We start from the raw sequence: 23,802 nt of genomic DNA, 5'->3' as shown, positions 1-23,802 counted from the left end.
AGCCGCAAAAAACCGTTGACTAATATTGTGTTTGGAATATTGTATATCACGAGACGCCACACAACACCCGGCCAAGGAGGAGACGTCATGGCAGATGTACTTGAGATCAGACCGCAGGAATCCGCTGAAGAGAACGCACAACAAATGACGGACGGTTTCCACCTCGTCATCGATGCACTGAAGGCGAACGATATCGACACGATTTTCGGTCTGGTCGGCATTCCTATCACCGACCTTGCGCGCCTCGCGCAAGCCGAAGGAATGCGCTTTATCGGTTTCCGTCACGAGCAGCATGCGGGCAATGCCGCTGCTATCGCTGGCTACATGACCCAAAAGCCCGGCATTTGCCTCACGGTGTCTGCGCCGGGCTTCCTGAACGGCCTCACGGCACTCGCCAACGCAACGACGAACTGCTTCCCGATGATCCTGATCAGCGGATCGAGCGAGCGCGAAATCGTCGACTTGCAGCAGGGCGACTACGAAGAGATGGACCAGCTGAACGCAGCGAAGCCGTACGCGAAGGCTGCGTACCGCGTGCTGCACGCCGAGGACATCGGCATCGGCGTGGCGCGTGCGATCCGCGCGGCCGTGTCGGGCCGTCCGGGCGGCGTGTATCTGGACCTGCCCGCGAAGCTGCTGTCGCAAACCATCGATGCCGTGAAGGCGAAGCAATCGCTCGTGCGCGTGATCGACGCGGCGCCGCGCCAGTTGCCCGCGCCGGATTCGGTGAAGCGCGCCATCGATCTGCTCAAGGGCGCGAAGCGTCCGCTCGTGCTGCTCGGCAAGGGCGCCGCGTATTCGCAGGCCGACAAGGAAATCCGCGCGTTCATCGAGAAGACGGGCATTCCGTATCTGCCGATGTCGATGGCCAAGGGCCTGCTGCCCGACACGCACGAGCAATCGGCCTCGGCCGCGCGTTCGTTCGTGCTCGCCGAATCCGACGTCGTCGTGCTGGTCGGCGCGCGCCTGAACTGGCTGCTGTCGCACGGCAAGGGCAAGACGTGGGGCAACCCGAAGAAGTTCGTGCAGATCGACATCTCGCCGCAGGAAATGGACAGCAACGTCGCGATCGCGGCGCCGCTCGTCGGCGACATCGGTTCGTGCGTGGCCGCGCTCGTCGACCAGGTCGGCGATAACTTCCCGCAGCCGCCGAAGGAATGGCTCGACGCCGTCAACGAGAAGAAGAACAAGAACCTCGAAAAGATGGCGGCGACGCTCGCGAAGAGTCCAACGCCCATGAATTTCCACAGCGCGCTGCGCGTGCTGCGCGACATCGTCAAGCAGAACCCCGATATCAACGTCGTGAACGAAGGCGCGAACACGCTCGACTATGCGCGCGCCATCATCGACATGTACCAGCCGCGCAAGCGCTTCGACTCGGGTACGTGGGGCGTGATGGGCATCGGCATGGGCTTCGCGATCGGCGCGGCTGTGACGAGCGGCAAGCAGGTGCTCGCGATCGAAGGCGATAGCGCATTCGGCTTCAGCGGCATGGAGCTGGAAACGATCTGCCGCTACGAGCTGCCCGTCTGCACGGTGATCTTCAACAACAACGGCGTGTATCGCGGCACCGACGTGAACCCGACGGGCGGCAAGGACGTCGCGCCGACCGTGTTCGTGAAGGACGCGCGCTACGACAAGATGATCGAAGCCTTCGGCGGCATCGGCTACAACGTGACGACACCCGAAGAACTCGAAAAGGCCCTCAAGGAAGCCATCGCATCCGGCAAGCCGACGCTGATCAACGCAGTGATCGACGAGGCGGCCGGTACGGAAAGCGGACGCCTGACCAATCTGAACCCGCAAAGCGCGGCAATGAAAAAGTGACATCAGCCAACCACGGAGATACGAAAGTGACCAAACCCCTTGAAGGCGTCAAGATCATCGACTTCACGCATGTGCAGGCAGGTCCTGCGTGCACGCAGCTGCTCGCCTGGTTCGGCGCGGATGTGATCAAGGTCGAGCGTCCGGGCGCGGGCGATGTGACGCGCAACCAGCTGCGCGACATCCCCGGCGTCGACGCGCTGTACTTCACGATGCTCAACAGCAACAAGCGTTCGCTGACACTCGACACGAAGACGCAGGACGGCAAGGAAGTGCTCGAACGGCTGATCCGCGAATCGGACGTGCTGGTCGAGAACTTCGCGCCGGGCGCGCTGGACCGCATGGGCTTCACGTGGGAGCGCATCAACGAACTGAATCCGAAGATGATCGTCGCGTCGGTCAAGGGCTTCAGCGACGGCCACCACTACGACGACCTGAAGGTGTATGAAAACGTCGCGCAGTGCGCAGGCGGCGCCGCATCGACGACGGGCTTCTGGGACGGCCCGCCGACCGTCAGCGCAGCGGCGCTCGGCGACAGCAACACGGGCATGCACCTCGCGATCGGCATTCTCACGGCGCTGATCGGCCGCGACAAGACGGGCAAGGGCCAGAAGGTGGCCGTGTCGATGCAGGACAGCGTGATCAACCTGTGCCGCGTGAAGCTGCGCGACCAGCAGCGTCTGGACCGCGTCGGCTATCTGGAAGAGTATCCGCAGTATCCGCATGGCGAGTTCACCGATGTCGTGCCGCGCGGCGGCAATGCGGGCGGCGGCGGCCAGCCTGGCTGGGTGCTGAAGTGCAAGGGCTGGGAGACCGACCCGAACGCGTACATCTACTTCACGGTTCAGGGCCACGCGTGGGAGCCGATCTGCCGCGCGATCGGCAAGCCGGAGTGGATCGACGATCCCGCGTACAAGACGGCGGAAGCGCGCCAGCCGCACATCTTCGATATCTTCAACACGATCGAACAGTGGCTCGCCGACAAGACGAAGTTCGAAGCCGTCGACATCCTGCGCAAGTTCGACATTCCGTGCTCGCCCGTTCTGTCGATGAAGGAAATCGCGAACGATCCGTCGCTGCGTGCAAGCGGCACGATCACGGAAGTGCAGCACAAGGCGCGCGGCAGCTATCTGACGGTCGGCAGCCCGATCAAGTTCTCGGACATGAAGCCGGAGATCACGGGTTCGCCGCTGCTCGGCGAGCACACGGAAGAAGTGCTCAAGGGCCTCGGCTACAGCTTCGAGCAGATCGCCAGCATGCGCGAAGCTAAAGTGGTGTAATCGCAGAGGCGTTTCAACGGGCTCCGTATTGCAGCAAAAGCGCAGCAGAAGCGGAGCCCTGTCGAACAGCGCCTTAGCCAGGCGCTGTTTTTCACTGAGCGGCAGCCATATCAACGAGCCCCAATATGCAAGCAGCCATCGATTACGAACAACTGGTCCATGCGATCGGCGATGCCGTCGTCATCTCCGACAAGAGCGGCGCGATCACGCTGTGGAATCCCGCAGCCGAGCGCATGTTCGGATTCACGCAAGAAGAAGCACTCGGCAAATCACTCGATCTGATCATTCCCGAACGTCTGCGCGGGCGTCATTGGGAAGGCTACGAAAAGACCATGGCGACGGGACAGACGCGCTATGGCAACGATGTGCTGCGGGTGCCTTCCGTTCACAAGGACGGCCGCGCGCTGTCCATCGCTTTTACCGTCGCACTGCTGTATTCGGATACGCGCGAACTGACGGGCATCGTTGCCATCATTCGCGACGAAACCGCGCGCTTCCAGGAAGACCGCAATCTGCGCAAGCGCATCGCGGAACTCGAGGCGCGCGTCAGCGCCTGAAGTGTCGTTCCGGGTTGTTGCCCGCGGGCGGCGCGCGCGCCGTCCCGCACTCGCGCAGTCAATATCACGTCGATCGCGGTCGCGGCGATCAGCACGGAGAACATCGATGCGTGTAGAAACGTTCGGGCCGTATCAAGTCGAATTGTCGGCCATGCAGTTCATTCACAACGGCGGCTGGGCTGCATTCGCCGCCGTGCGCAAACTCGACGACGGCGCCGAGGCGCCCGTTCATGTCCTGCCATATCAACAGGTCGCGGACCACACCGTATTCGCCACCGAAGCCGCGGCTATCGCGGCTGCGCGCGGCGCCGCTTTTGCGTTGATCGAGCCGCAGGCTCGCTGAGCGCCGCTTCTTTCCCGTCTCGCTTCCACAATCTGCCGACCGCCACCATCGCATTCGCCTTCAGGCGAAACGCGAGGGCGGGGCGCGTCCGTAGTGGGCGCTGAGTACCGGGGTTGCCCATAAGGGTTTTTCCCCGCCAAAAAACGCCCGAAAAAGCTTGCTCAAATAGCGGGCTGTAAATACGATATATCACATATCAGATGCATTCGAAGCCCGGGCAGGACAGTCCCGATGTGCGCGAACCGCGTCCGCAACGTACAGCAAACAATGATGGGAGACGTAGCATGGGCAAAGCACTCGACGGTGTGCGCATTCTCGATTTCACGCATGTGCAGTCGGGGCCGACGTGCACGCAGCTGCTGGCGTGGTTCGGCGCGGATGTGATCAAGGTGGAGCGTGCGGGCGCGGGCGACATCACGCGCGAGCAGCTGCGCGATGTGCCGGGCGCCGACAGCCTGTACTTCACGATGCTCAACCACAACAAGCGCTCGGTGACGATCGACACGAAGAATCCCGAAGGCAAGCTCGTGCTCGAAGCGCTGATCCAGAAGTGCGACGTGCTGGTGGAGAACTTCGCGCCGGGCGCGCTCGATCGCATGGGCTTCACGTGGGAGCGCATCCAGGAACTCAATCCGCGGATGATCGTCGCGTCGGTGAAGGGCTTCGGTCCGGGGCCGTACGAGGACTGCAAGGTCTACGAGAACGTCGCGCAGTGCGTGGGCGGCGCGGCGTCGACCACCGGCTTCGACGACGGCCCGCCCGTGGTGACGGGCGCGCAGATCGGCGACAGCGGCACGGGTCTGCATCTGGCGCTGGGCATCGTCACGGCGCTCTATCAGCGCACGATGACGGGCCGTGGCCAGAAGGTGCTCGCGGCGATGCAGGACGGCGTGCTGAACCTGTGCCGCGTGAAGCTGCGCGACCAGCAGCGTCTGGAGCGCACGGGCGTGATGAAGGAGTACCCGCAGTATCCGAACGGCACGTTCGGTGAGGCGGTGCCGCGCGCGGGCAATGCATCGGGTGGCGGCCAGCCGGGCTGGATTCTCAAGTGCAAGGGCTGGGAGCACGACCCGAACGCGTACATCTACTTCATTACCCAGGCGCCGGTGTGGGTAAAGATCTGCAACGTGATCGGCAGGGAAGAGTGGGCAACGCATCCGGACTACGCGACGCCGGACGCGCGCCTGCCGCGCCTGAAGGAAATCTTCGCGGAAGTCGAACGCTGGACGATGACGAAGACCAAGTTCGAGGCGATGGAGATTCTGAACAAATACGACATTCCGTGCGGCCCGATCCTGTCGATGAAAGAGATCGCCGAGGACGAATCGCTGCGCAAGACGGGCACGGTCGTCGAAGTCGATCACCCGGTGCGCGGCAAGTATCTGACGGTGGGCAACCCGATCAAGCTGTCGGACAGCCCGACGGAAGTGACGCGCTCGCCGCTGCTCGGCGAGCACACGGACGAAGTGATGGCCGAGCTCGGCTATTCGCCTGCGCAGATCGACGCGCTCAGAACGGCTGGCGCCATTTGAGCCAGGCTGAACGAAAAGACAAACACGCTTCAACTCGTGACGCGGGCGTATTCACCGTGTCGGTCGATAAAAAACATTGTGGAGACGGTTCGATGACATCGTGGATACGCTTTCGGCAGCCGCAAGGCCATATCGGTTTCGGCGTGCTCGATAACGCAAGCATCGCCGAATACGACGGCGACATGTTCAGCGACGCGAAACCCAACGGCAAGCATTGGCCGCTGAATGAAGTCGAGTTGCTGAGTCCGTGCATGCCGACCAAAGTCGTCGCGCTCTGGAACAACTTTCATGCGCTGTCGCAGAAGCTCGGCAAGGCCGCGCCGTCGCATCCTCTCTTTCTGATCAAGCCGCCGATGTCGGTGATCGGCCCGGGTGCGCCGATTCGCCGGCCGAAAGGCTACAGCGGCAAGATCGCATACGAAGGCGAGCTCGGCATCGTGATCGGCAAGCGCTGCACGAACGTCTCGCCCGAAGTCGCCGACGACTACATCTTCGGCTACACGTGCATCAACGACGTCACGGCCGTCGATCTGCTGAACGAAGATCCGAATTTCGCGCAATGGTGCCGCTCGAAAGGCTTCGATACGTTCAGCTGCATCGGTCCCGTCATCGAACGCGAATTCGACTGGCGCAACGCGAGTGTCATCACGCGCCTCGACGATGTCGAACGCCAGAACTATCCGCTCTCGGACATGATCTTCACGCCCGCCGAACAGGTCAGCATGATCTCGCACGACATGACGCTGATGCCCGGCGACGTGATCGCGTGCGGCACGTCGATCGGCGTCGGCTCGATCAAGGACGGCTCGACGGTCGTGGTGTCGATCGAAGGCATCGGCGCCTTGCCGAACCAGCTTGCGGCTGCCCGCCCCGTCGAGGCAGCCTCGCAATAAACGCGCATTGGGTACGCGGACGAGTCGGCCGCGCGTTTCGTCAATATGCCCGTCAACGAGCGGGTGCATGAGTCGGCAACGATGAACCGACGATGACGATCGCGCGCCGCGTCTTTGGACGCCCCGGCTCGAGCTCACTGATCACTTCTTGGAATGGGAGCAGATAGATGAAGATCTGTGTTTATGGAGCCGGCGCGATTGGCGCATATGTCGGCGCACAGTTGGCGCTTGCGGGCGCGGATGTCAGTTTCGTCGCGCGCGGTCCGCACCTGGCCGCGATGCAGCGCAACGGCGTGCGTCTGCTGATCGACGATACCGAGCGTCTCGTCAACGTGCGCTGTTCGTCGGACCCGCGCGAGCTGGGTCCGCAGGACTACGTGATCATCGCGCTGAAGGCGCATTCGGTGCCGGGCGTCGTCGATGCGATCCAGCCGCTGCTCGGACCCAACACGGCGATCGTCACGGCCGTCAACGGCATCCCGTACTGGTACTTCTACAAGCATGGCGGCGAGTTCGCGGGCACGACGCTCGAAAGCATCGACCCTGGCGGCACGCAATGGAAGAAGTTCGGACCGGAGCGCGCGATCGGCTGCGTCGTCTATCCCGCAGCGGAGATCGTCGAGCCGGGCGTGATCAAGCACGTGTACGGCAAGAAGTTTCCGATCGGCGAACCCGACGGCACGCGTTCGCCGCGTGTCGAGGCGCTCTCCGAAATCATGGTTGCAGCGGGACTCGAAGCGCCCATCCGCGACAACATCCGCGACGAAATCTGGCTGAAATTGTGGGGCAATCTGTGCTTCAACCCGATCAGCGCGCTGACGCACGCGACGCTCGATGTCATCACGAGCCACGTCGGCACGCGCGCCGTCGCCAAGACGATGATGCTCGAAGCGAAGTCGGTGGCTGACCGCTTCGGCGTGCATTTCCGTGTGGATGTCGAAAGGCGTATCGACGGCGCGGGCGCCGTGGGCGCGCACAAGACTTCGATGCTGCAGGATCTCGAAGCCGGACGTCCGATGGAGATCGACCCGCTGCTGACCGTCGTGCAGGAGATGGGGCGTCTCGTCAGTCACGACACGCCGACCATCGACACGGTGCTCGCGCTCATCAAGTTGCGCGAGCAGATCGCGCAACAGAAGGACACGGGCGCGACGCACGCTGCAAAGCCGGAACAGGCGAAAGCCGCGTAACGGCATATCGTACCCGAGCACTGGCGCACTCGCACACGCGGGCCGCCTCATCCATGCAAGCGGATGAGGCGGCCCGCGCGCGCTCAGAAGATATGCATCAAGCCGACATACGCGCCCGTCTGCGAATCACCCGGCAACGGGTTCGTGTTCGCGTTGCCCGTCGCATCACGTGAAGTCGCGAGCAGCGAGAAGATTCAGGTACTGGAGGGCCGCCGTCGAGGCGTCCATAGAGCGTCACGCTGTTCTGCGCAAACGCGGCGGGGCTGGCGAGCGCGAGCAGCGCGGCAAGCTGGGTGTGTCGTTTGATTGGCGTCTGCGCGTATCCTTGATCGGGTGGATCGCTTGTTATTCGACATCGGGCTCACGCACTCCCCGCTTTGCATACGAGATTCGCACGCGATGAACCTGCATGCCGACGAGGCCGAGCAAACGTCAGTCGAATGCTAACGCCGTTCGCTTTTTGACGCTGGCGCGTGATCGGCGAAGCAGCGTCGTTCGCCGATATTGCAGCGACTCCGACGCCATCGCGTCGCGACCTTCGCGCGCGATTCATGTCTGTTTTTCTGCACGATTTTTGCCACGGTTCTACACTCGCGAATGCAGCTACGCGATGCGAGCGCATGCGCCATGCCGCACCGCTTGCACGCGATGCATCTTCCGCTCGACTTCAACGCTCGACTTCAAAGGACATCGCCAAATGGATCTCAAGATCAAGGACAAACTCGCCTTCGTGTCCGGCTCGACGAAGGGCATCGGCCACGCGATCGCAGCCGGACTCGCGCGCGAAGGCGTGCAGGTCATCGTCAACGGGCGCTCTCAGCAGTCGGTCGATCAGGCGATCGAAGCGCTGCGCGCGAACGTGCCGGGTGCGAACGTGCAAGGCTTTGCCGGCGACGTGTCCGATCCCGCGCAGGTCGCGCGTCTCGTCGAGCGCTTTGCGCACGTCGACATTCTCGTCAACAACATGGGCATCTTCGACCCGAAGCCGTTCGAAGAGATCTCGAATGAAGAGTGGCAGCGCTTTTTCAACGTCAACGTGCTGTCGGGCGTGCAGTTGTCGCGCGCGTATCTACCGGGCATGAAGAAAAAGAACTGGGGGCGCGTCGTGTTCATCAGCAGCGAAAGCGGCATTCAGATTCCGACCGAGATGATTCACTATGGCTTGACCAAGACCGCGCAGCTCGCGCTGTCGCGTGGCCTTGCGGAAACATGCGCGGGCACGGCCGTGACGGTCAATGCGGTGTTGCCGGGGCCGACGAGTTCGGACGGCGTCGAGGAATTCGTCGCGAAGCTCTCGGGCGGGCAGAGCTTCGAGGACTTCGAGAAGCAGTTCTTCGAAGAAGCGCGGCCCAGCTCGATCCTCAAGCGCTTCACGACGCCCGAGGAAGTGGCGAACATGGTCGTGTATGTGTGCTCGGAGCTGTCGTCGGCGACCAATGGCGCGGCGTTGCGTGTGGACGGCGGCGTTGTGCGCGCTGCGTTCTGATCCATAAAGGCGTTACAGATGGCCACTCGAAAAAAGACTGCAACGCGCATACGCGTCGGTATCGGCGGCTGGACGTTCGAGCCGTGGCGCGGCGTGTTCTATCCGGAAGGGCTCACGCAGAAACGCGAACTGGAATACGCGAGCCAGCAACTGACGACGATCGAAATCAACGGCACGTTCTATGGGTCGCAAAAGCCCGAGACGTTTGCGAAGTGGCACGACGAAACGCCCGACGACTTCGTCTTTTCGCTGAAGGCGCCACGCTTCGCGACACATCGTCGCGTGCTCGCGGAAGCGCGTGATTCCGTCGAACGCTTTCTTGCGAGCGGCGTGCTCGAGCTGAAGAACAAGCTGGGCCCGATCAACTGGCAATTCGCGCCGACCAAGCAGTTCGATGCCGACGACTTCGGCAACTTTCTCGAACTGCTGCCGGCGGAAGTGAACGGGCACGCATTGCGCCACGCGGTCGAAGTGCGGCACGCGAGCTTTTGCGACGAGGCCTTCGTCGCGCTCGCGCGCAAACGCGATGTCGCGATCATCGTCGCGGGCGATTCGAAGTATCCGCAGATCGCCGATCCGACGGCCTCGTTCGTCTATGCGCGCATCATGGGAACGGAAGAGGCGAACCCGCTCGGTTATTCGGACGACGCGCTCGATCGATGGGTCGAGCGCGCGAAAGCGTGGGCCGCAGGCGGCGCGCCCGACGATCTCGACAGCTACGGCCCCGCAGCGGCAAAGAAGGCGCGCGACGTGTATCTGTACGTGATCAGCGGCCACAAGGCGCACAACCCTGCGGCCGCGATGGCGCTGATCGAGCGGATCAAGCAAGGCGCGGGCGAGTGACTCAGCGCTCGGGCGCCTCCAGCGTGCACGACGATTCGTCGTCGCTGGGCGCATCCGACGACGTGCGGAACGACGCGTTCTCGGCGCTGCGTGCGACGGGCGGCTCGAATGCGGCCCACTGCGTCCAGTCGGGCACGGCGCCCGGCGTTCTCAGGCGCAGCGCGCGCGAACCGTCGACGAATACGAGCGATTCGAGATCGAACAGACCGTCAGCGCTGACGTCTCCGAGCGTCACGCGTCCCATTTGATGGGTGAAGTCGAGATTCCCTTCGCGCAGCATATCCAGATAGCTGTCGTGCTGCGAAGTATCGTGCTGCGCGGCGGGCGGTTTGACCGTCCACCGGTTCAACAGTTTCGCGGCGATTTCGGCATCGAACATCGTGATCTCTCCTCGCCTGAGCGCCGCAAGCACGATGACTTGCGGCGGGCTGGCATCCGCGTCGCGGCGGATTCTCCGTCAATAGTTAGCGCTTTCGCGAATGCGAAAGACATGTCCACCCATCACTATAGTCAAAATCATGGTGCAATGCACAAAGGGGCGTCGAGCTGGCGGTCTAATCGTTGTTTTGGCGTCAACGGCATGTGGCGTCGCGGCGTCAAACGTTAGACAACAGCTAACGAAAGCGCGCGGTTTCGCGTGAAATGCGGCGATGCAGCGGATTGTTCGAACAATGCGCGACGAGGCGAAAAAAAAGCCCGCCGCACAATAATGCGGCAGGCCTTGAAAAGCAAAGTCCGGATGATTCGAAGCAGACGATAGCGGAGCGATCAGAAGCGATGGCGCATGCCGATCGTGGCGACCACCTGATTGGCCGTCGACGAAGCGCCGCCCGACGTATTGATGAACGCGACATAGCCGTGGCCGATCGCGTGCTGATACATTGCTTCGGCGTACACGTCCGTGCGCTTCGAGAACGAATAGACGGCTTGCGCATTGACCTGGTTGAACTTCGGATCGGAGCCGAAAGTGCGCGAGCCGCTGGTGTGGCCATCGGTGTACGTGTCCGTCAGGCCGAACGAGATGGCCGGCGTGAACGCGTACTTGGCGTTGAGTTCGTAGTTGTCGAAGTGCATCGAGCCGTTCGTCATGCCGAACGCGGACGACTGCTGATAGTGGCTGTTCGTGTACACGAAGCCGACCACGGCGGGACCGAACGCGTAGTTGATGCCCGCGCCGAACACGCGCTCGACACCCGCGCCGACCTGGAAGCCGCCCGTGCCGTTCGCGGCCGATTCGGCCGTATCGATCGCGCCAGCCGTGTTCGTCGTGCTGTTCGAGCCGTTGATCTGCAGGTAGCCGGCCGCGATGTTCAACGGACCCCACTGATAGCTCGCGCCCGCGCTATACGCGCGGTTCATCGCGAAGTCGGTGCTGTTCGAGAACGCGTACAGCGCGCCGAACTTGAAGCCCGCGTAGTTGTTGCTCGCGTACTTGACCGAGTTGCTCATGCGCACCGAGTGGTTCAGGTTGTCGTTGTCGAACGGGTGCGCAAAGCCCGTGTCGCCGAACGTGCCCGCCGTGCCCGACAGCGGCGCGACGTAGTCGACGAGCGAGTCGTACTGGCGGCCGAGCGTCAGCGTGCCATACGTGCTGCTGCCAAGACCGACATACGCCTGGCGGCCGAACAGACGGCTGTGCTGGCCGAGCGTGCCGTTCTGCACGTTGAAGCCGTTTTCGAGCACGAAGAGCGCCTTGTAGCCGCCGCCCAGATCTTCTGCGCCGCGCACGCCGAAGCGGCTGCCGTTGATGGTGCCGCTCGTCGCCTGCCACAGCGCGCCGCTCGTGCCGCTCTTCTGCACGTTGTTGGTGTACATGAGACCCGCGTCGATGAGGCCATACAGCGTGACCGAGCTTTGCGCGTGTGCAGCCGATGCGGCAAACAGGCCGAGCACCGCGACTGCGGCGGGAATTCTTTTCATGGTTGAGCTCCAGCTAGTCCAGACAGTGAGTGAAAAAACAGCCTGGCGAGTATAGGAAAATGCGGTGCTCGATTTAACGCCGTGTGACTGAAGGAGACCCTTGCACGGCGACGCGGTAATGCGTCATCAAATCGAAACAATCGCGATGAAGAGCCGCACGCGATTGACCCGCAGCGCATGAAATTGCGCGAGAAAGATTAGCGGCCGGGGGGTGGCCGTTTGATGGCAGCGTGCACCATGTGGGGAATTACAACGGTCTCGACTGTCGGCGCTCAGCCGTCGCTGCACACAATCGCCGTGAGGACGAAAGGCAGCACCTGCTTGACGGTCGCGCCGCTGCCCGCCTGCTGCACGCGCACGCGCACCGATTCCGAAGGCCCTGACACGACGGCGCCATAAATCGAATCCGCTTCCGCCTTTCCTTTGCCTTGGCGGAAGATCGCGTCGTCGCGCTGATAGCCGAGTATCGCGTAGACGCGAAAGCCGAATGCCGTGAGATCGCGGCCGTGCAACGGACGAAATGCATTGACGGAGTTCGCCTCGACGCGCATCGGCTTCGGATCGATGTATTGATCGTCGAGCAGGGCCTGGATGAAAGTGTGCGCGTCGGTCTTGCAGACGAGTTGCGCATCGAGTTCGAGCGCGCGCGCGGGTAGCGCGCAGAGTCCCGTTCCCACTGCGGTCAGTACGGCAAGCGAATGGATGATGTCCTTTGTCATGGTACTGGCGCGAGACCCTGACCGGCGAACGTCGTTACGGGATGTTAGCCCGAACCCGTCGCGCGCGTCAGCGAACATCAGCGGACGTCTGTACGGTAGCGATCGTTGCGCGGCGCTGCGCGTCGGCGGATCGGCGGTGCATTGGACACACGTCGGGCACGCATCAGCCGCGCACTGGCCGCACACCCGGGCCGCGCGCGAGGCGGGCGCCGGGCCGCGCCCGCGTCGGGCAAGCCGTGCGCGCGCGAAGCAATGCGCAAGACGAGCAGCCCTCGATCGACGTCGATGTGAGCGTCGCCAAGGCGGAACGAACATTCCGCGCGAGGGCCGCGTGTCGAAGCGCTTGCGAGGGTATTCGGCGGCGCGGACAGCCGCGCGATTCACGCGGCCTTCAACCAGTTCTCCATCAGCGGCCCTTGTGCGCCGAGCACGGGATCGCTGTGCGGAAACGGCAACGCTTCCATCGCGATGCGTTCCTTTTCGGTCAGCGCTTCACGCCGTATGTCCCATTGCTGCCCCGGCGGATAGGCGCCGACGACCAGCAGCGGCCCGCTCGACGATTCGAGGCAATGGCCCGTGCCTGCGGGCAGCAGGATCACGTCGCCGGTTTCCAGATGCACGACGCGCCCGCCCGGCCCGCCGACGATCACATCCGCGGTGCCTCCCGCGATACCGAGCACCTCATGGGCCGAAGAGTGGAAGTGGTGATAGTCGAAGATGCCGTTGCGCCATTTCGGCGGCCAGCCGTTGCGTGCGAACATCGCTTCGAACGTGGCAGCGAGCTTGTCGCCGTCGCCAGGATTGTCCCGCACGTCGCGATACAGGATGACGGGCAGATGCCCGTTGTTCGGCACCCAGTCGCGCGGGCCGAGCCGGAATGCGTCGGCGTGCACCGCGCCCCTCGAATGTGCTTGCATGTCTGCTCCTCGAAACGGTGCGCCGCGCAAGCGAACGGAAAGGATCAGTCGCCTGAGCGGCACGGACGTTAGCTAAACAGCAAGTGCCGTTCCGCAGCAATCAGGGCAAAACCGTATCGCGAGCGTCTTCGTGCAAACGTTTCCGCCTGTGTCGCGGATGTTATTTGCGGGTCAGATACATCAAGTTTGCTTTCGCCTTCGTCGATATAACAGCCTTGAATCGGACGGGAGCAAGCACTGAACAGCGAATTCCCGTCGGCACCAACAAACGAAAAACAATCCTGGACGGCGCGAGGGCTGATTTATGTGGAATGCCGGTCTGTCGGCAAGCGGAACGGAGACGCAATCGATCGACGATGCGGCGAGCGCCGTCGATGCGCTCGGCGCATCGTGGGCGTGGTATCGCGCGGGCCAGCAACTCGAACTGGTGCGCGAGGGCGCGACGCGTTTCGACTGGCCGCGCACGATCGTGCCTTCGATGCTGCACGATGCGTGCGCCGAGTACGGCTGGGTCGCGTGGCCCACGGGGCGCAGCGAGCTTGCGCTCGGCTGGCTGCTCGCGCCTGCCGCATTCGCATCCGATGCGCGGCTCGCCGCGCTCGCGCGCGCGATCGGCGAACAGATGCAGACGGATGCGCTGCTGCGCGCGCAGAACGTGCAGCGCGTGCTGTACGACATCGCGTATCTCGCCAGCTCGATCAGCGAGCGCACCGAATTCCTGCAGGCGATTCACGAGCGGCTCGGCACGCTGATCGACGCGGAGAACTTCTATCTCGCGCTATACGACCGCGAGACGGGCGCCGTCACGTACCCGTACTACGTCGACCTGATCGACACCGAGGCCGTCGACGCGAACCATATGGACATGGTCGATCCCGAGCGGCTGTCGCTGACGGGCTATGTGCTGACCACGGGCCAGCCGCTTCTGATCGACGAGAAGGGCATCGTCGAGGCGGCTGCGGCGGGGCGCTTTCACTGTGTCGGGCATCGGCCGAAGTTCTGGATGGGCGCGCCGCTGAAGAACGCTTCGGACGAAGTGTTCGGCATGTTGACGATGCAGGTCTACGACGCGTCGCGCATCTACAGCGCGGAGGACCGTGCGCTCTTTCTCGTCGTCGCGCGGCATGTGGCGATGGCGCTCGACCGCATTCTGCATCGCGTGGGACTCGAAGCAGAAGTCGCGCGCCGCACGGCCGAGCTGTCGCATCTGAACGACACGCTGCGCGCCGAAATCGCCGAGCGCGAGCGCGCGCAGCACTTGCAGGCGGCGCTCTTTGAAATCGCGGAACTGTCGAGTCAATCCGTCGAGATTGGCAAGTTCTTTCGCAGCCTGCATGAGATCGTCGGCGGGCTGCTGTATGCGAAGAACTTCTATATCGCGCTGTCCGATCCCGCCACGAGTGAAGTGTCGTTTCCGTACTACATCGACGAAACGCTGCGCGACGTGCCCGCGCCGCGCCGTGGCGAGCGCGGCCTCACCGAATATGTGATCCGCCGGCGCGTGCCGTGCCTGTTCGATACCGACGATGCCGTGCGCCTCGTCGATGCGGGCGAGATCAGCCTCGACAGCGAGAACATCCGCTTGCGCTCGTGGCTCGGCGTGCCGATGTTCGACGGCGATGTCGTACGCGGCGTGCTCGTCGTGCAGAGCTATTCGTCGAGCGTGCGCTACGACAGGCGCGATCAGGAACTGCTGACGTTCGTCTCGCGTCACATCGATACGGCGCTGTCGCGGCGGCGTGTCGCGGAAGCGCAGCATGCGGCGAATCTCGAACTCGAAGCGCGCGTGCTTGCGCGCACGCAGGAACTCGACGAGGCCAACGCGCGGCTGCTGCGCGAGAACTATCACGACGCGTTGACGGGCCTGCCGAACCGCACGCATCTGTACGAGCGGCTCGAAGCGGCGTGGCATGGCTACAGCCGGCGCGGCGAGCCGGTGTCGGTGCTCTTCATCGACCTCGATCGCTTCAAGGTCATCAACGACAGTCTCGGCCATCTGTTCGGCGATGCGTTGCTTGTCGAAGTGGCGGCGCGCCTGCGCGAATGTCTGCGGCGCGACGATCTGCTGGCGCGGCTGGGCGGCGACGAGTTCGCCGTCGTCGTGCCGGGCGCGAGCCTGCAAACGGTGCTGTCGCTTGCGGAACGCATTCTCGCGGCATTCGATGCGCCGTTCAACATCGACGAGCAGACGGTGTTCACGTCGTGCAGCGTCGGCGTCGTGAGCGCCGACAGCGCGTTCCATCTGAAGCCCGCCGACCTGTTGCGCGACGCCGATGCCGCGATGTACCGCGTGAAGAATCGTGGTCGCGACAGCTTTGCGATGTTCAACCAGCAGATGCGCCGCGAGCTATCCGATCAGATCGAAACGGAAGGCGCGCTGCGCAACGCGCTCAAGCGCGACGACGAACTGGTGCCGTATTTCCAGCCTATCGTCGATATCGCGACGGGCGAACTCGTCGCGCTCGAAGCGCTGATCCGCTGGCGGCAGCCGAATGGCGAAATCTGGGCGCCCGGCCGCTTTTTGCCCGCCGTGGAAGGGCTCAAGCTGATCGGCCGGCTCGACATGTACATGCTGACGCGCGTGGCCGAGATTCTGGCGCAGCGCGAGCATATCGACTGGCCGCTCGTGCAGGTCAATCTGTCGAGCTACAGCATCACGCGTCCCGAGTTCGCGAACGAGCTGCTCGAATTGCTCAAGCGCTACGACGTACACCCGTCGCGCATCTCGCTAGAGCTGACGGAAGGCGCGCTGATTGCGGAGCCGGACCTTGCGCGCAACACGATGCAAAGCCTCGCGGACAACGGCATGTGCGTCGTGCTCGACGACTTCGGCACGGGCTTTTCGTCGTTGAGCTATGTGCACCAGTACCGCTTCAGCGGCTTGAAGATCGACAAGTCGTTCGTGCTCGAACTGACGCACAGCACGCGCAGCCGCGCGATCGTGCGTGCGATCGTGCGGATGGCGGAATCGCTCGAATTGACGGTGGTCGCCGAGGGCATCGAAGACGAGCCGACGCTCGAACTGCTGCGCACGATCGGCGCCGCGCATGGACAGGGCTATCACCTTGCGCGGCCGATGTCGCTGGACGACCTGATGTCGTCGCCGCTCGCGCCGCGCTCGAAGGCGCTCGAACAGTAGCGCCGTTTATGCGCGAGGGACGCGGCCCATCAGATAGAACTCGTCGTTGGGCCGCATCGAAATCACGTTCGCCATCCGGTTCGACAAGCCGAAGAACGCGGTGATCGCGGCGATGTCCCAGATGTCGGCATTGTTGAAGCCGTGGCCGCGCAGCGTGGCGAAATCGTCGTCGTCCACCGAGGCCGAATCGCGGCACACCTTGACTGCGAAATCGAGCATCGCTTTCTGACGCGGCGTGATGTCGGCCTTGCGATAGTTGACCGCGATCTGATCCGCGAGCAGCGGCGCTTTTTCGTAGATGCGCAGAATGGCGCCGTGCGCGACGACGCAATACAGGCACTCGTTCACGGCGCTCGTCGCGACGACGATCATTTCGCGCTCGGCTTTCGTGAGGCCGCCTTCCTTCAGCATCAACGCATCGTGATAGGCGAAGAACGCGCGGAATTCATCGGGCCGGTGCGCGAGCGTCAGGAACACATTCGGCACGAAGCCGGCCTTGTCCTGAACTTCGAGAATCCGCGCGCGGATGTCGTCGGGCCATTCGGCTGGTGCGGGGACCGGGTAGCGGCTGATGGGGAGTGGGGGTGTCATCGCGTGTCTCCTTTCTGTTCGGTCTGCGACGCTGGTGTTTGCTGTTTGCTGTTTGCTGTTTGCGACACTCTATTGTCGGTGTTTTTGGCCTTGCGCTGGCATCCGCGATTTCGGTTTGTGTCTGCGACGGCTTTTGTTTTGGTCTTTTTGCCTTTGCGCGGGCATCCGCGATGCGCCTCGCGGCGCGGGCGTTGCCCCTGTGCGGGGCGGCACTCACTTTCTTTGCCGCCGCAAAGAAAGTAAGCAAAGAAAGCGGGCTCACACCGCCAATGCTTGACCTCTACCCACGGGCTCTCAACGTCTCCGTGATTCACACGGCTGTGTGCTAACTCATACTCGTTGCCAACGTTCTCGCTAAACGCCTCACCCGCTTCAAGCACGCGTGGCATGGCTAAGGGTATCGAACGTTTCAGCGCCGCATGTCGGTAGTGAACGAGGTTGCAGTGTCGCACTAGGCAACGTCCTCACGTGTCGCCGCATCGCGCAGCGAGGGTGTTCTGTGCGGTGCGAATGCCTACACACAGTTTGCCGCGAAGGGGCCGGGGATATCCGATGTCGCGGGCTGCAACGCGGGTGCATGAAGCGGGTGAGGCGTTCGGATAGTGCGCTGGCAACGAACATGAGCCATGAGTGTTGCCGGTTGAAGGATGAGGACGTTGAGAGCCTGTGGGTAATCGTCAAGCGCGGGCGGCGTTAGCCCGCTTTCTTTTGCCTACTTTTCTTTGCGGCGGCAAAGAAAAGTAGGTGCCGCCCCGCACAGGGGCAACGCCCGCGCCGCGAGGCGCATCGCGGATGCCGGCAGCAAGCCATAAAGACCAAAAACAAAAAGCCGTCGCAGAGAAAAACCATACACGCTGATGCCGGCGGCACGCCAAAAAAACCAACCAGCGTCGCAGACAAAAGTTACGCCTTCGTCGTCACTTCCCGCTTGCCCCGCACGATCTCATCGCCGGCATCCGGCGACAAACGCCTGGTAACGAGAATCGACGCAAACGAACACAACCCGACCACCACGAACGCAGGCCAGAAATCCGGCCATTGCAGCGTCGAATGACCGTGCAGCGCACGCGTGATCTGCAGCACGATGCCCGCAACCGTCACGCCGAGGCCGAGCGAAATCTGCTGCACGACACTGCCGAGGCTCGTCGCGCGGCCCACGTCGCGGCTTTCGATCTCGGCGTAAGTCATCGAATTGAGGCTCGTGAACTGCAGCGCCGGGAAGAAGCCGCCGAGCAGCACGATGACCCAGATGAGCCACGTCGGCGTGCCTGGGAAGAACACGCCGCACGCGGCAATCGCGATGCCCGACCAGGCGGCGTTGTACATCAGCACCGTGCGAAAGCCGTAGCGGCGCAACACGGTGGCCGCGAGCGTGCGCATGAAGATGCCGCCGAACGCCGACGCGCAGGTGATCAGCCCCGACTCGAACGCGCTCATGCCGAGCCCTTCCTGCAACACGAGCGGCAGCAGGAACGGCACGGCGCCAAGTCCGATGCGAAACAGCGATCCGCCGAGCACGCTCGCCTGGAACGTCGGCACGCGGAAAAAACGCAGATCGAGCAGCGGACGCTCGGCACGCCGTGCATACAGCACATAGATGCCGAGCATCGCCGCGCCGACGAGCGTCATCACGACAGCGGTGGTGCCCGTCACGAGTTCGCCGTCGGTGAGCGACAGCCCCAGCAGGAACAGCGACGCGCCGCCCGCCGACAGAATGAAGCCCGTCCAGTCGAGCGGCCCGGGATGCGGCTCGCGCGTGTTCTGGATGTACCTGTTCGTGAGCCAGATGCCGAGAATGCCGACGGGAATGTTGATGAAGAAAATCAGCCGCCAGTGCAGATACGTCGTGATGAAGCCGCCGAGCAGCGGCCCCGCGGCGGGCCCGAGCATCGCGGGTACGCTCAGGTAGTTCATCGCGCGCACGTACTCGGAGCGGTCCACGACGCGGAAGATGATGATGCGCCCGACGGGCACCATCATCGCGCCCCCCACGCCCTGAATGAAGCGCGCCACCGTGAAAGGCGCGAGCGACGTCGACGCCGCGCACAGCAGCGAGCCGACAACGAAGATGCCGATGGCGGTGCGGAACACCGAGCGCGCGCCGAAGCGATCGGCAAGCCATCCGCAGACGGGGATGAACACGCCGAGCCCGAGCACGTAGCTGGTGACGGCGATTTTCAGCGTGACGGGGTCCCGGCCGAACGCGCGCGCCATTTCCGGCAGCGCAGTGACGATGACGTTCGCATCGACGCTCTCCATGAACATCGCGCAGGCGACGATGATGGGAGCGGTAAAAGCCTTGATAGCAGGCGGCACGGGCGGCGAGCGATGTAAGTGACCGCTGATTATTGCATAGCCCGTCCCGCGAGCGCCACGACGTTGTGGCTGCAACGGTGCGGCTTACAACACGGCAAGCCAGCCGCCGTCGACGTAGATGATCTGCCCGTTCACATAGCTCGATGCCGCCGATGCCAGATAGACGGCCGTGCCGACCAGCTCTTCCGGCTTGCCCCAGCGCTGCGCGGGGTTGCTGCTCTTCACCCACGCGTCGAACGATGCATTGGCGACGAGGGGCGCGTTCATGTCGGTGAGGATGTAGCCGGGGCCGATCGCGTTCGCCTGAATGTCGTGCGCGGCCCACTCGGCGCTCATCGCGCGCGTGAGCATCTTGATGCCGCCCTTGGCCGCCGTGTATGCGCCGACCGTCGCGCGCGCCGCTTCGCTCGTCAGCGAGCCGATGTTGATGATCTTGCCGCCCGCGCCGCGCGCGATCATCCGGCGCGCCGCTTCCCTGCCGACGATGAACGCCGCCGTGAGATTCGTGTCGATCACGCGCTGCCAGTCGGCGAGCTTCAGGTCGACGAGCGGCTGGCGGAACTGGATGCCCGCGTTGTTGACGAGAATATCGACGTCGATGCCCTCCTTGTCCCAGTGCTCGAATGCGGCGCTGACGGCGGCTTCATCGGTGACGTCGAATGCGCGGCCGATCGCGGGTGCGTTTGCACGGCCACTCGTGCGGTCATTTGCGCGCTGCGTATCGCGCAGTTTCGCATTGAGCGCGGCGACGGCATCCGCGACGGCCTGCTCGCGCGTGCCGTTGATGATTACGCGCGCGCCCGCCTGCGCGAGTCCTTCGGCGAGTGCAAGGCCGATGCCGCGGGTCGAGCCCGTCACGAGAGCAGTGCGTCCATCGAGATCGAAAAGCGACGGCATGCGGGCTCCTTTCTCCATATGACGATAAGGCGATGTGGCACCGTGGCGATCCCGCAGGATAACGCGATCGCCCGCTGCGATGCAGCGATGCGTGGCATCGGCCTCGCGGCGCGCGCTGGCCTGAACTGGCCCGAACGGCCTGCTGGCATCCCATCATCGGGGATTTTGCGCGGATGTAATGGATCAAACATGGGACGGCGCTGCGCGCGTGGGCTGCCGTGGTCGAGAAAGAGCGCTGATTGATCCTGCAGCGCGGCATCGTCCACCGTGGTGCGCCCGTCGAAGAGGGCGTGAGCCCGGCGGAGTGCATCATGAACAACCTTCGCGAGAAGCGAAACGAGACGCTTGGCATCACCTTGTTTATCGTCGTCGCCGTGTGGATGCTGATTGCGACGATCCTGTACAACTCGATCACCGAAAAGCGTGGGGACAAGCTCGACAATTCCGCTGCTGTGACGGCGTCTGCTGCATCGGCCGTGGCCGCAGCGGCTGCGGCGGCGAACGCGGTAGCCAATGAGGGAGCGAATAGAGCCAAGGGCGCATCGCAGTAAGAACCGTGCAAGATGGAAGGCTTGCGGGAAAGCTGCACGAAGGCATCCGTGCAGTTCATCAGCGCGATGAATTCCGCACGGTATCCCCGTTCGGTGAAGTCGATGATCGACTGTCGAATCGTCTGATGACCCGTGCCGTGCGTTTCGCGCAGCGCATTTCCGGCGAGCGACACGCGATGATCCGCTATGCGCTCGACGCCGTAGCGGACGAGGCCTTGCCGTCCGCATGACCGGTGTGATGCCGCGCGTAGTCGATCGCTTCGATCAGCACAGGTGCGATTTCGCCGACCCGTTCGCGCGGAATCCGTATCTCGACCCATTCGCGCATCGCCGAGCGCCCATACGGCTGGAACGCGAATGCGCGGCCGGCGTTGACGAGCATCGCGGCGCGTTCGGCGGGCAGCTTGATGCCGATCCCGCTGCCGTACACGCAAAACGCCAGATGCGAGCCGACGAACACAGCCGGGCAGCCGAACATCGCGCCCTTGCGCACGGAAGGGTCCTTGTCGTGGACGCATGCGAACACCGCTTCGAACAGTCCGACATCGTGCAAGAGTCTTGGCTCTGTTTTCATCGCGATTCTCCTGATATCGGCGCCGCGCGAAACTGCTGTCGCGCCGCATCGCGTGCCGAAAAGCGTGTGCGTGTTCTGTTCTGTATGTTCGCGTCTGTTTGCACGTCTTCGTGCGGTCCGTGCGCCAGCGTAAAGCAGATTACGCGCTTTCACGGAACGTCGCCGCCGAGCACCTCGAATTCGACTGGGCAGCGCGTGTAGAAGAGCGGCACGCCGCCGTGCCGCAAGCGATCGAGCAGCGCATCGACGCGCGCGTCGTCGCCCGCGAGCGTGACGGCGCGCGGCTGGTCAGCGAGTTCGAGAAAACGCGCGGCGTGATACTTGCCGTGCACGTCGATGCATTCGCTGATTTCGATGACCGTCGCGCCGTGAAGTCCCGCTTGCTGCGCCTCGTCGAGTATCCAGTCGACGCTATTCTTGTGGTGCTTGCACGGGCCGGTGGTAGCCGCGTAGACGGTTAGCTGGCTGCCTTGCATCGCCGACTCCCTGTGCGTCGCGCTGACGGATGCAGACCATTATCGCGCTGCGTGCGCCCGCGCGACAGTCTCGCGAGTGCGATGCCATTGCAGCGATCGACGCATGCAAGCGGATGCCGCAGCGCGTCATCCATCGCGGTGTTCGCCGGCCCGCGCATTTGCTCGTGCGCGAGCGGATCGTTCACAATGAAGCGCTTCGATACTCCGGATTGCCGACATGACCAACGAGAAAACGGATGACGTTCACCAAGCCGCAGCGGAAGGCTATACGAAGGGCGCGGACACTTACGCGAAAGGCCGCCCCGACTATCCGTCCGAACTGGCGGGCTGGCTGACGGGCGATCTCGGGCTCGGGCCTGGCAAGATCGCCGTCGATCTCGGCGCGGGCACGGGCAAGTTCACGCCGCGCCTGATCGAAACGGGCGCGCAGGTGGTGGCCGTCGAGCCCGTCGCGCAGATGCGCGCGCAGCTTGCCGCCGCACTGCCGCAAGCCGACGTGCGCGAAGGCACGGCGCAATCGTTGCCGTTCGACGATGCCAGCGTCGATGCCGTGCTTTGCGCGCAGTCGTTCCACTGGTTCGCGATGCGCGAGGCGCTCGCCGAGATTCGTCGCGTGCTGAAACCCGGCGGTCATCTCGGGCTCGTGTGGAACGTGCGCGATGCGCGCGTCGACTGGGTTGCGCGGCTCGATGCGATCGTCAGCGTGCGCGAGGGCGATGTGCCGCGCTATCACACGGGCAAGTGGCGCAACGCGTTCCCGTTCGAAGGCTTAACGGAACTCGAAGAGCGTCACATGCCGCATGGGCACACGGGCTCCATCGAGGATGTGATCGTGAAGCGCGTGCATTCGACGAGCTTCATTCTCGCGTTGCCGCCCGACGAATGGGCCGACGTGGAAGGCGAGGTGCGCGCGCTGATCGCATCGGAGCCTGCGCTGGCATCACGCGATGTCGTGACCATGCCCTACGTCACCCATGCGTGCCGCGCCACGCGTGTTGATTGAGGGGATCGATGGATAACGCGCGCGCGGGCGGCGCGAAACGCGCTGCCTGATGCACACGAGACGAAGCGAAACGCGCTCCCTGATAAAACGAAACGCAACGCCTAGTGCTTGCGCACGAGCGCATCGACGAGTGCGAACGCGGTCTGCCTGAGTTTCTTCGGATCGCCGTAGATGCGCTCCATCACCGCGATGCCGCGCGTCGTCGTGACGATCAGACTGGCCGCCTGCTGCGGCGGCAGCGTCAGGTGTGCGCGCGCTTCCTTCGTGTCGAGCACGGACAGCAGCGCCGCCTCCAGCGCGTCGAGCATGGTCTGCAAGGCCTCGCGCAGACGCGGCGACTCCGGCTCGATCTCGACGGCCGTCTTCGTCGACAGACAACCGCGCGTCGGCGATCCCTGCGTGATCGAGCGGATTGCGAACGTGAAGAACGACGTCAGCGCATCGTGCAGATCGGGCTTGTCGAGCGCCTTGCGCGCATCGGCGACGAAACGCTCCGCATAGCGCTCGAACACGCGCATGAAGATCTCTTCCTTGTCGCCGTATGCGTTGTACAGCGAACCGCGCTGCACGCCCGTGGCCTCGGCGAGATCCAGCATCGACGTCGCGCGATAGCCCTTGCGCCAGAAGACGTCCAGCGCATGCACGAACGCGTCGTCCTCGTTGAATTGACGAACTCCTGCCATGTTTTCCCTCAGTTTCAGTCGTGGAATGGCTCGAAACGTTATTTTGACACCAATGGCTAGAATGCACA

Annotated in this window: 22 protein-coding genes; 12 read left to right on the top strand and 10 right to left on the bottom strand. The window is 63.4% G+C overall.

Annotated elements, in window-relative coordinates:
- The first annotated feature begins 87 nt into the window (after positions 1-87).
- From oxc to VSR68_RS15605, 9 genes are all read left to right on the top strand, one after another.
- Positions 88-1,827, top strand: coding sequence for an oxalyl-CoA decarboxylase (gene oxc, locus VSR68_RS15645; RefSeq protein ID WP_342940715.1), 1,740 nt, complete (start codon positions 88-90; stop codon positions 1,825-1,827).
- A 26-nt stretch (positions 1,828-1,853) separates the two neighbouring features.
- Positions 1,854-3,104 carry a formyl-CoA transferase gene (gene frc / locus VSR68_RS15640; protein ID WP_342940714.1) on the top strand — a complete coding sequence of 417 codons (1,251 nt, stop codon included), beginning with the start codon at positions 1,854-1,856 and terminating at the stop codon, positions 3,102-3,104.
- A gap of 125 nt (positions 3,105-3,229) precedes the next feature.
- On the top strand, positions 3,230-3,661 hold the full coding sequence (locus VSR68_RS15635; RefSeq protein ID WP_090874101.1) for a PAS domain-containing protein: 432 nt from the start codon (positions 3,230-3,232) through the stop codon (positions 3,659-3,661).
- Positions 3,662-3,767: 106 nt separating this feature from the next.
- Positions 3,768-4,004: a hypothetical protein gene (locus VSR68_RS15630; protein ID WP_152764233.1), complete on the top strand. Its 237-nt coding sequence runs from the start codon at positions 3,768-3,770 to the stop codon at positions 4,002-4,004.
- Between the two features lie 284 nt (positions 4,005-4,288).
- Entirely contained in the window at positions 4,289-5,536 is a 1,248-nt protein-coding gene (gene frc, locus VSR68_RS15625; protein WP_342940713.1) for a formyl-CoA transferase, read from the top strand.
- A gap of 92 nt (positions 5,537-5,628) precedes the next feature.
- Positions 5,629-6,429, top strand: a complete 801-nt coding sequence (locus VSR68_RS15620; RefSeq protein WP_342940712.1) for a fumarylacetoacetate hydrolase family protein — start codon at positions 5,629-5,631, stop codon at positions 6,427-6,429.
- Positions 6,430-6,596: 167 nt separating this feature from the next.
- Complete coding sequence (locus VSR68_RS15615; RefSeq protein ID WP_342940711.1) at positions 6,597-7,619, top strand: 2-dehydropantoate 2-reductase; 1,023 nt, start codon at positions 6,597-6,599, stop codon at positions 7,617-7,619.
- Positions 7,620-8,316: 697 nt separating this feature from the next.
- Entirely contained in the window at positions 8,317-9,105 is a 789-nt protein-coding gene (locus VSR68_RS15610; RefSeq protein ID WP_342940710.1) for an SDR family oxidoreductase, read from the top strand.
- 18 nt (positions 9,106-9,123) lie between these two features.
- A complete protein-coding gene (locus VSR68_RS15605; RefSeq protein ID WP_342940709.1) occupies positions 9,124-9,948 on the top strand; it encodes a DUF72 domain-containing protein in 825 nt (274 codons plus the stop codon).
- Between the two features lies 1 nt (position 9,949).
- On the opposite strand, the gene VSR68_RS15600 is transcribed toward VSR68_RS15605, so the two are convergent.
- The 4 genes from VSR68_RS15600 to VSR68_RS15585 form a co-directional block, all read right to left on the bottom strand.
- Positions 9,950-10,327 carry a hypothetical protein gene (locus tag VSR68_RS15600; protein WP_342940708.1) on the bottom strand — a complete coding sequence of 126 codons (378 nt, stop codon included), beginning with the start codon at positions 10,325-10,327 and terminating at the stop codon, positions 9,950-9,952.
- A gap of 389 nt (positions 10,328-10,716) precedes the next feature.
- On the bottom strand, positions 10,717-11,868 hold the full coding sequence (locus VSR68_RS15595; RefSeq protein WP_342940707.1) for a porin: 1,152 nt from the start codon (positions 11,866-11,868) through the stop codon (positions 10,717-10,719).
- Positions 11,869-12,140: 272 nt separating this feature from the next.
- Positions 12,141-12,587, bottom strand: a complete 447-nt coding sequence (locus tag VSR68_RS15590) for a hypothetical protein (protein ID WP_342940706.1) — start codon at positions 12,585-12,587, stop codon at positions 12,141-12,143.
- 380 nt (positions 12,588-12,967) lie between these two features.
- On the bottom strand, positions 12,968-13,504 hold the full coding sequence (locus tag VSR68_RS15585) for a cupin domain-containing protein (RefSeq protein WP_342940705.1): 537 nt from the start codon (positions 13,502-13,504) through the stop codon (positions 12,968-12,970).
- Between the two features lie 304 nt (positions 13,505-13,808).
- Here VSR68_RS15585 and VSR68_RS15580 point away from each other — a divergent pair, with 304 nt between their 5' ends.
- On the top strand, positions 13,809-16,643 hold the full coding sequence (locus tag VSR68_RS15580; protein WP_342940704.1) for a sensor domain-containing phosphodiesterase: 2,835 nt from the start codon (positions 13,809-13,811) through the stop codon (positions 16,641-16,643).
- Between the two features lie 6 nt (positions 16,644-16,649).
- On the opposite strand, the gene VSR68_RS15575 is transcribed toward VSR68_RS15580, so the two are convergent.
- From VSR68_RS15575 to VSR68_RS15565, 3 genes are all read right to left on the bottom strand, one after another.
- Positions 16,650-17,234, bottom strand: a complete 585-nt coding sequence (locus VSR68_RS15575) for a peroxidase-related enzyme (protein ID WP_342940703.1) — start codon at positions 17,232-17,234, stop codon at positions 16,650-16,652.
- A 903-nt stretch (positions 17,235-18,137) separates the two neighbouring features.
- Complete coding sequence (locus tag VSR68_RS15570) at positions 18,138-19,550, bottom strand: MFS transporter (RefSeq protein ID WP_342940702.1); 1,413 nt, start codon at positions 19,548-19,550, stop codon at positions 18,138-18,140.
- A gap of 84 nt (positions 19,551-19,634) precedes the next feature.
- A complete protein-coding gene (locus VSR68_RS15565; RefSeq protein ID WP_342940701.1) occupies positions 19,635-20,447 on the bottom strand; it encodes an SDR family oxidoreductase in 813 nt (270 codons plus the stop codon).
- Positions 20,448-20,686: 239 nt separating this feature from the next.
- Between VSR68_RS15565 and VSR68_RS15560 the strand changes: the two genes are divergently transcribed.
- Entirely contained in the window at positions 20,687-20,998 is a 312-nt protein-coding gene (locus tag VSR68_RS15560) for a hypothetical protein (protein WP_342940700.1), read from the top strand.
- 184 nt (positions 20,999-21,182) lie between these two features.
- Here the strand turns inward: VSR68_RS15560 and VSR68_RS15555 are convergent, their stop codons facing one another.
- On the bottom strand, positions 21,183-21,572 hold the full coding sequence (locus tag VSR68_RS15555; RefSeq protein ID WP_342940699.1) for a hypothetical protein: 390 nt from the start codon (positions 21,570-21,572) through the stop codon (positions 21,183-21,185).
- 149 nt (positions 21,573-21,721) lie between these two features.
- Complete coding sequence (locus VSR68_RS15550; protein ID WP_342940698.1) at positions 21,722-22,048, bottom strand: DUF190 domain-containing protein; 327 nt, start codon at positions 22,046-22,048, stop codon at positions 21,722-21,724.
- Between the two features lie 217 nt (positions 22,049-22,265).
- On the opposite strand from VSR68_RS15550, the gene VSR68_RS15545 reads away from it, so the two are divergent.
- Positions 22,266-23,051 carry a class I SAM-dependent methyltransferase gene (locus VSR68_RS15545; RefSeq protein ID WP_342940697.1) on the top strand — a complete coding sequence of 262 codons (786 nt, stop codon included), beginning with the start codon at positions 22,266-22,268 and terminating at the stop codon, positions 23,049-23,051.
- Positions 23,052-23,152: 101 nt separating this feature from the next.
- Here the strand turns inward: VSR68_RS15545 and VSR68_RS15540 are convergent, their stop codons facing one another.
- The gene (locus VSR68_RS15540; RefSeq protein WP_342940696.1) at positions 23,153-23,734 is read right to left on the bottom strand and encodes a TetR/AcrR family transcriptional regulator; all 582 of its coding nucleotides are present in this window, start codon (positions 23,732-23,734) and stop codon (positions 23,153-23,155) included.
- Positions 23,735-23,802 lie beyond the last annotated feature (68 nt).

The sequence above is a fragment of the Paraburkholderia phymatum genome (assembly GCF_038900715.1).
GTDB classification, from domain to species: Bacteria; Pseudomonadota; Gammaproteobacteria; order Burkholderiales; family Burkholderiaceae; genus Paraburkholderia; species Paraburkholderia phymatum_A.
The sequence above is the reverse complement of the archived record's forward strand: the minus strand, read 5'-3'. Positions and strand labels throughout refer to the sequence as shown.

Bases quoted from the DNA above. Each gene is read 5' to 3' on its own strand.
- oxc (WP_342940715.1), top strand. From the start codon at position 88: ATGGCAGATGTACTTGAGATCAGACCGCAGGAATCCGCTGAAGAGAAC.
- VSR68_RS15635 (WP_090874101.1), top strand. From the start codon at position 3,230: ATGCAAGCAGCCATCGATTACGAACAACTGGTCCATGCGATCGGCGAT.
- VSR68_RS15630 (WP_152764233.1), top strand. From the start codon at position 3,768: ATGCGTGTAGAAACGTTCGGGCCGTATCAAGTCGAATTGTCGGCCATG.
- frc (WP_342940713.1), top strand. From the start codon at position 4,289: ATGGGCAAAGCACTCGACGGTGTGCGCATTCTCGATTTCACGCATGTG.
- VSR68_RS15620 (WP_342940712.1), top strand. From the start codon at position 5,629: ATGACATCGTGGATACGCTTTCGGCAGCCGCAAGGCCATATCGGTTTC.
- VSR68_RS15615 (WP_342940711.1), top strand. From the start codon at position 6,597: ATGAAGATCTGTGTTTATGGAGCCGGCGCGATTGGCGCATATGTCGGC.
- VSR68_RS15610 (WP_342940710.1), top strand. From the start codon at position 8,317: ATGGATCTCAAGATCAAGGACAAACTCGCCTTCGTGTCCGGCTCGACG.
- VSR68_RS15605 (WP_342940709.1), top strand. From the start codon at position 9,124: ATGGCCACTCGAAAAAAGACTGCAACGCGCATACGCGTCGGTATCGGC.
- VSR68_RS15600 (WP_342940708.1), bottom strand. From the start codon at position 10,327: ATGTTCGATGCCGAAATCGCCGCGAAACTGTTGAACCGGTGGACGGTC.
- VSR68_RS15595 (WP_342940707.1), bottom strand. From the start codon at position 11,868: ATGAAAAGAATTCCCGCCGCAGTCGCGGTGCTCGGCCTGTTTGCCGCA.
- VSR68_RS15590 (WP_342940706.1), bottom strand. From the start codon at position 12,587: ATGACAAAGGACATCATCCATTCGCTTGCCGTACTGACCGCAGTGGGA.
- VSR68_RS15585 (WP_342940705.1), bottom strand. From the start codon at position 13,504: ATGCAAGCACATTCGAGGGGCGCGGTGCACGCCGACGCATTCCGGCTC.
- VSR68_RS15580 (WP_342940704.1), top strand. From the start codon at position 13,809: ATGTGGAATGCCGGTCTGTCGGCAAGCGGAACGGAGACGCAATCGATC.
- VSR68_RS15575 (WP_342940703.1), bottom strand. From the start codon at position 17,234: ATGACACCCCCACTCCCCATCAGCCGCTACCCGGTCCCCGCACCAGCC.
- VSR68_RS15565 (WP_342940701.1), bottom strand. From the start codon at position 20,447: ATGCCGTCGCTTTTCGATCTCGATGGACGCACTGCTCTCGTGACGGGC.
- VSR68_RS15555 (WP_342940699.1), bottom strand. From the start codon at position 21,572: ATGAAAACAGAGCCAAGACTCTTGCACGATGTCGGACTGTTCGAAGCG.
- VSR68_RS15550 (WP_342940698.1), bottom strand. From the start codon at position 22,048: ATGCAAGGCAGCCAGCTAACCGTCTACGCGGCTACCACCGGCCCGTGC.
- VSR68_RS15545 (WP_342940697.1), top strand. From the start codon at position 22,266: ATGACCAACGAGAAAACGGATGACGTTCACCAAGCCGCAGCGGAAGGC.
- VSR68_RS15540 (WP_342940696.1), bottom strand. From the start codon at position 23,734: ATGGCAGGAGTTCGTCAATTCAACGAGGACGACGCGTTCGTGCATGCG.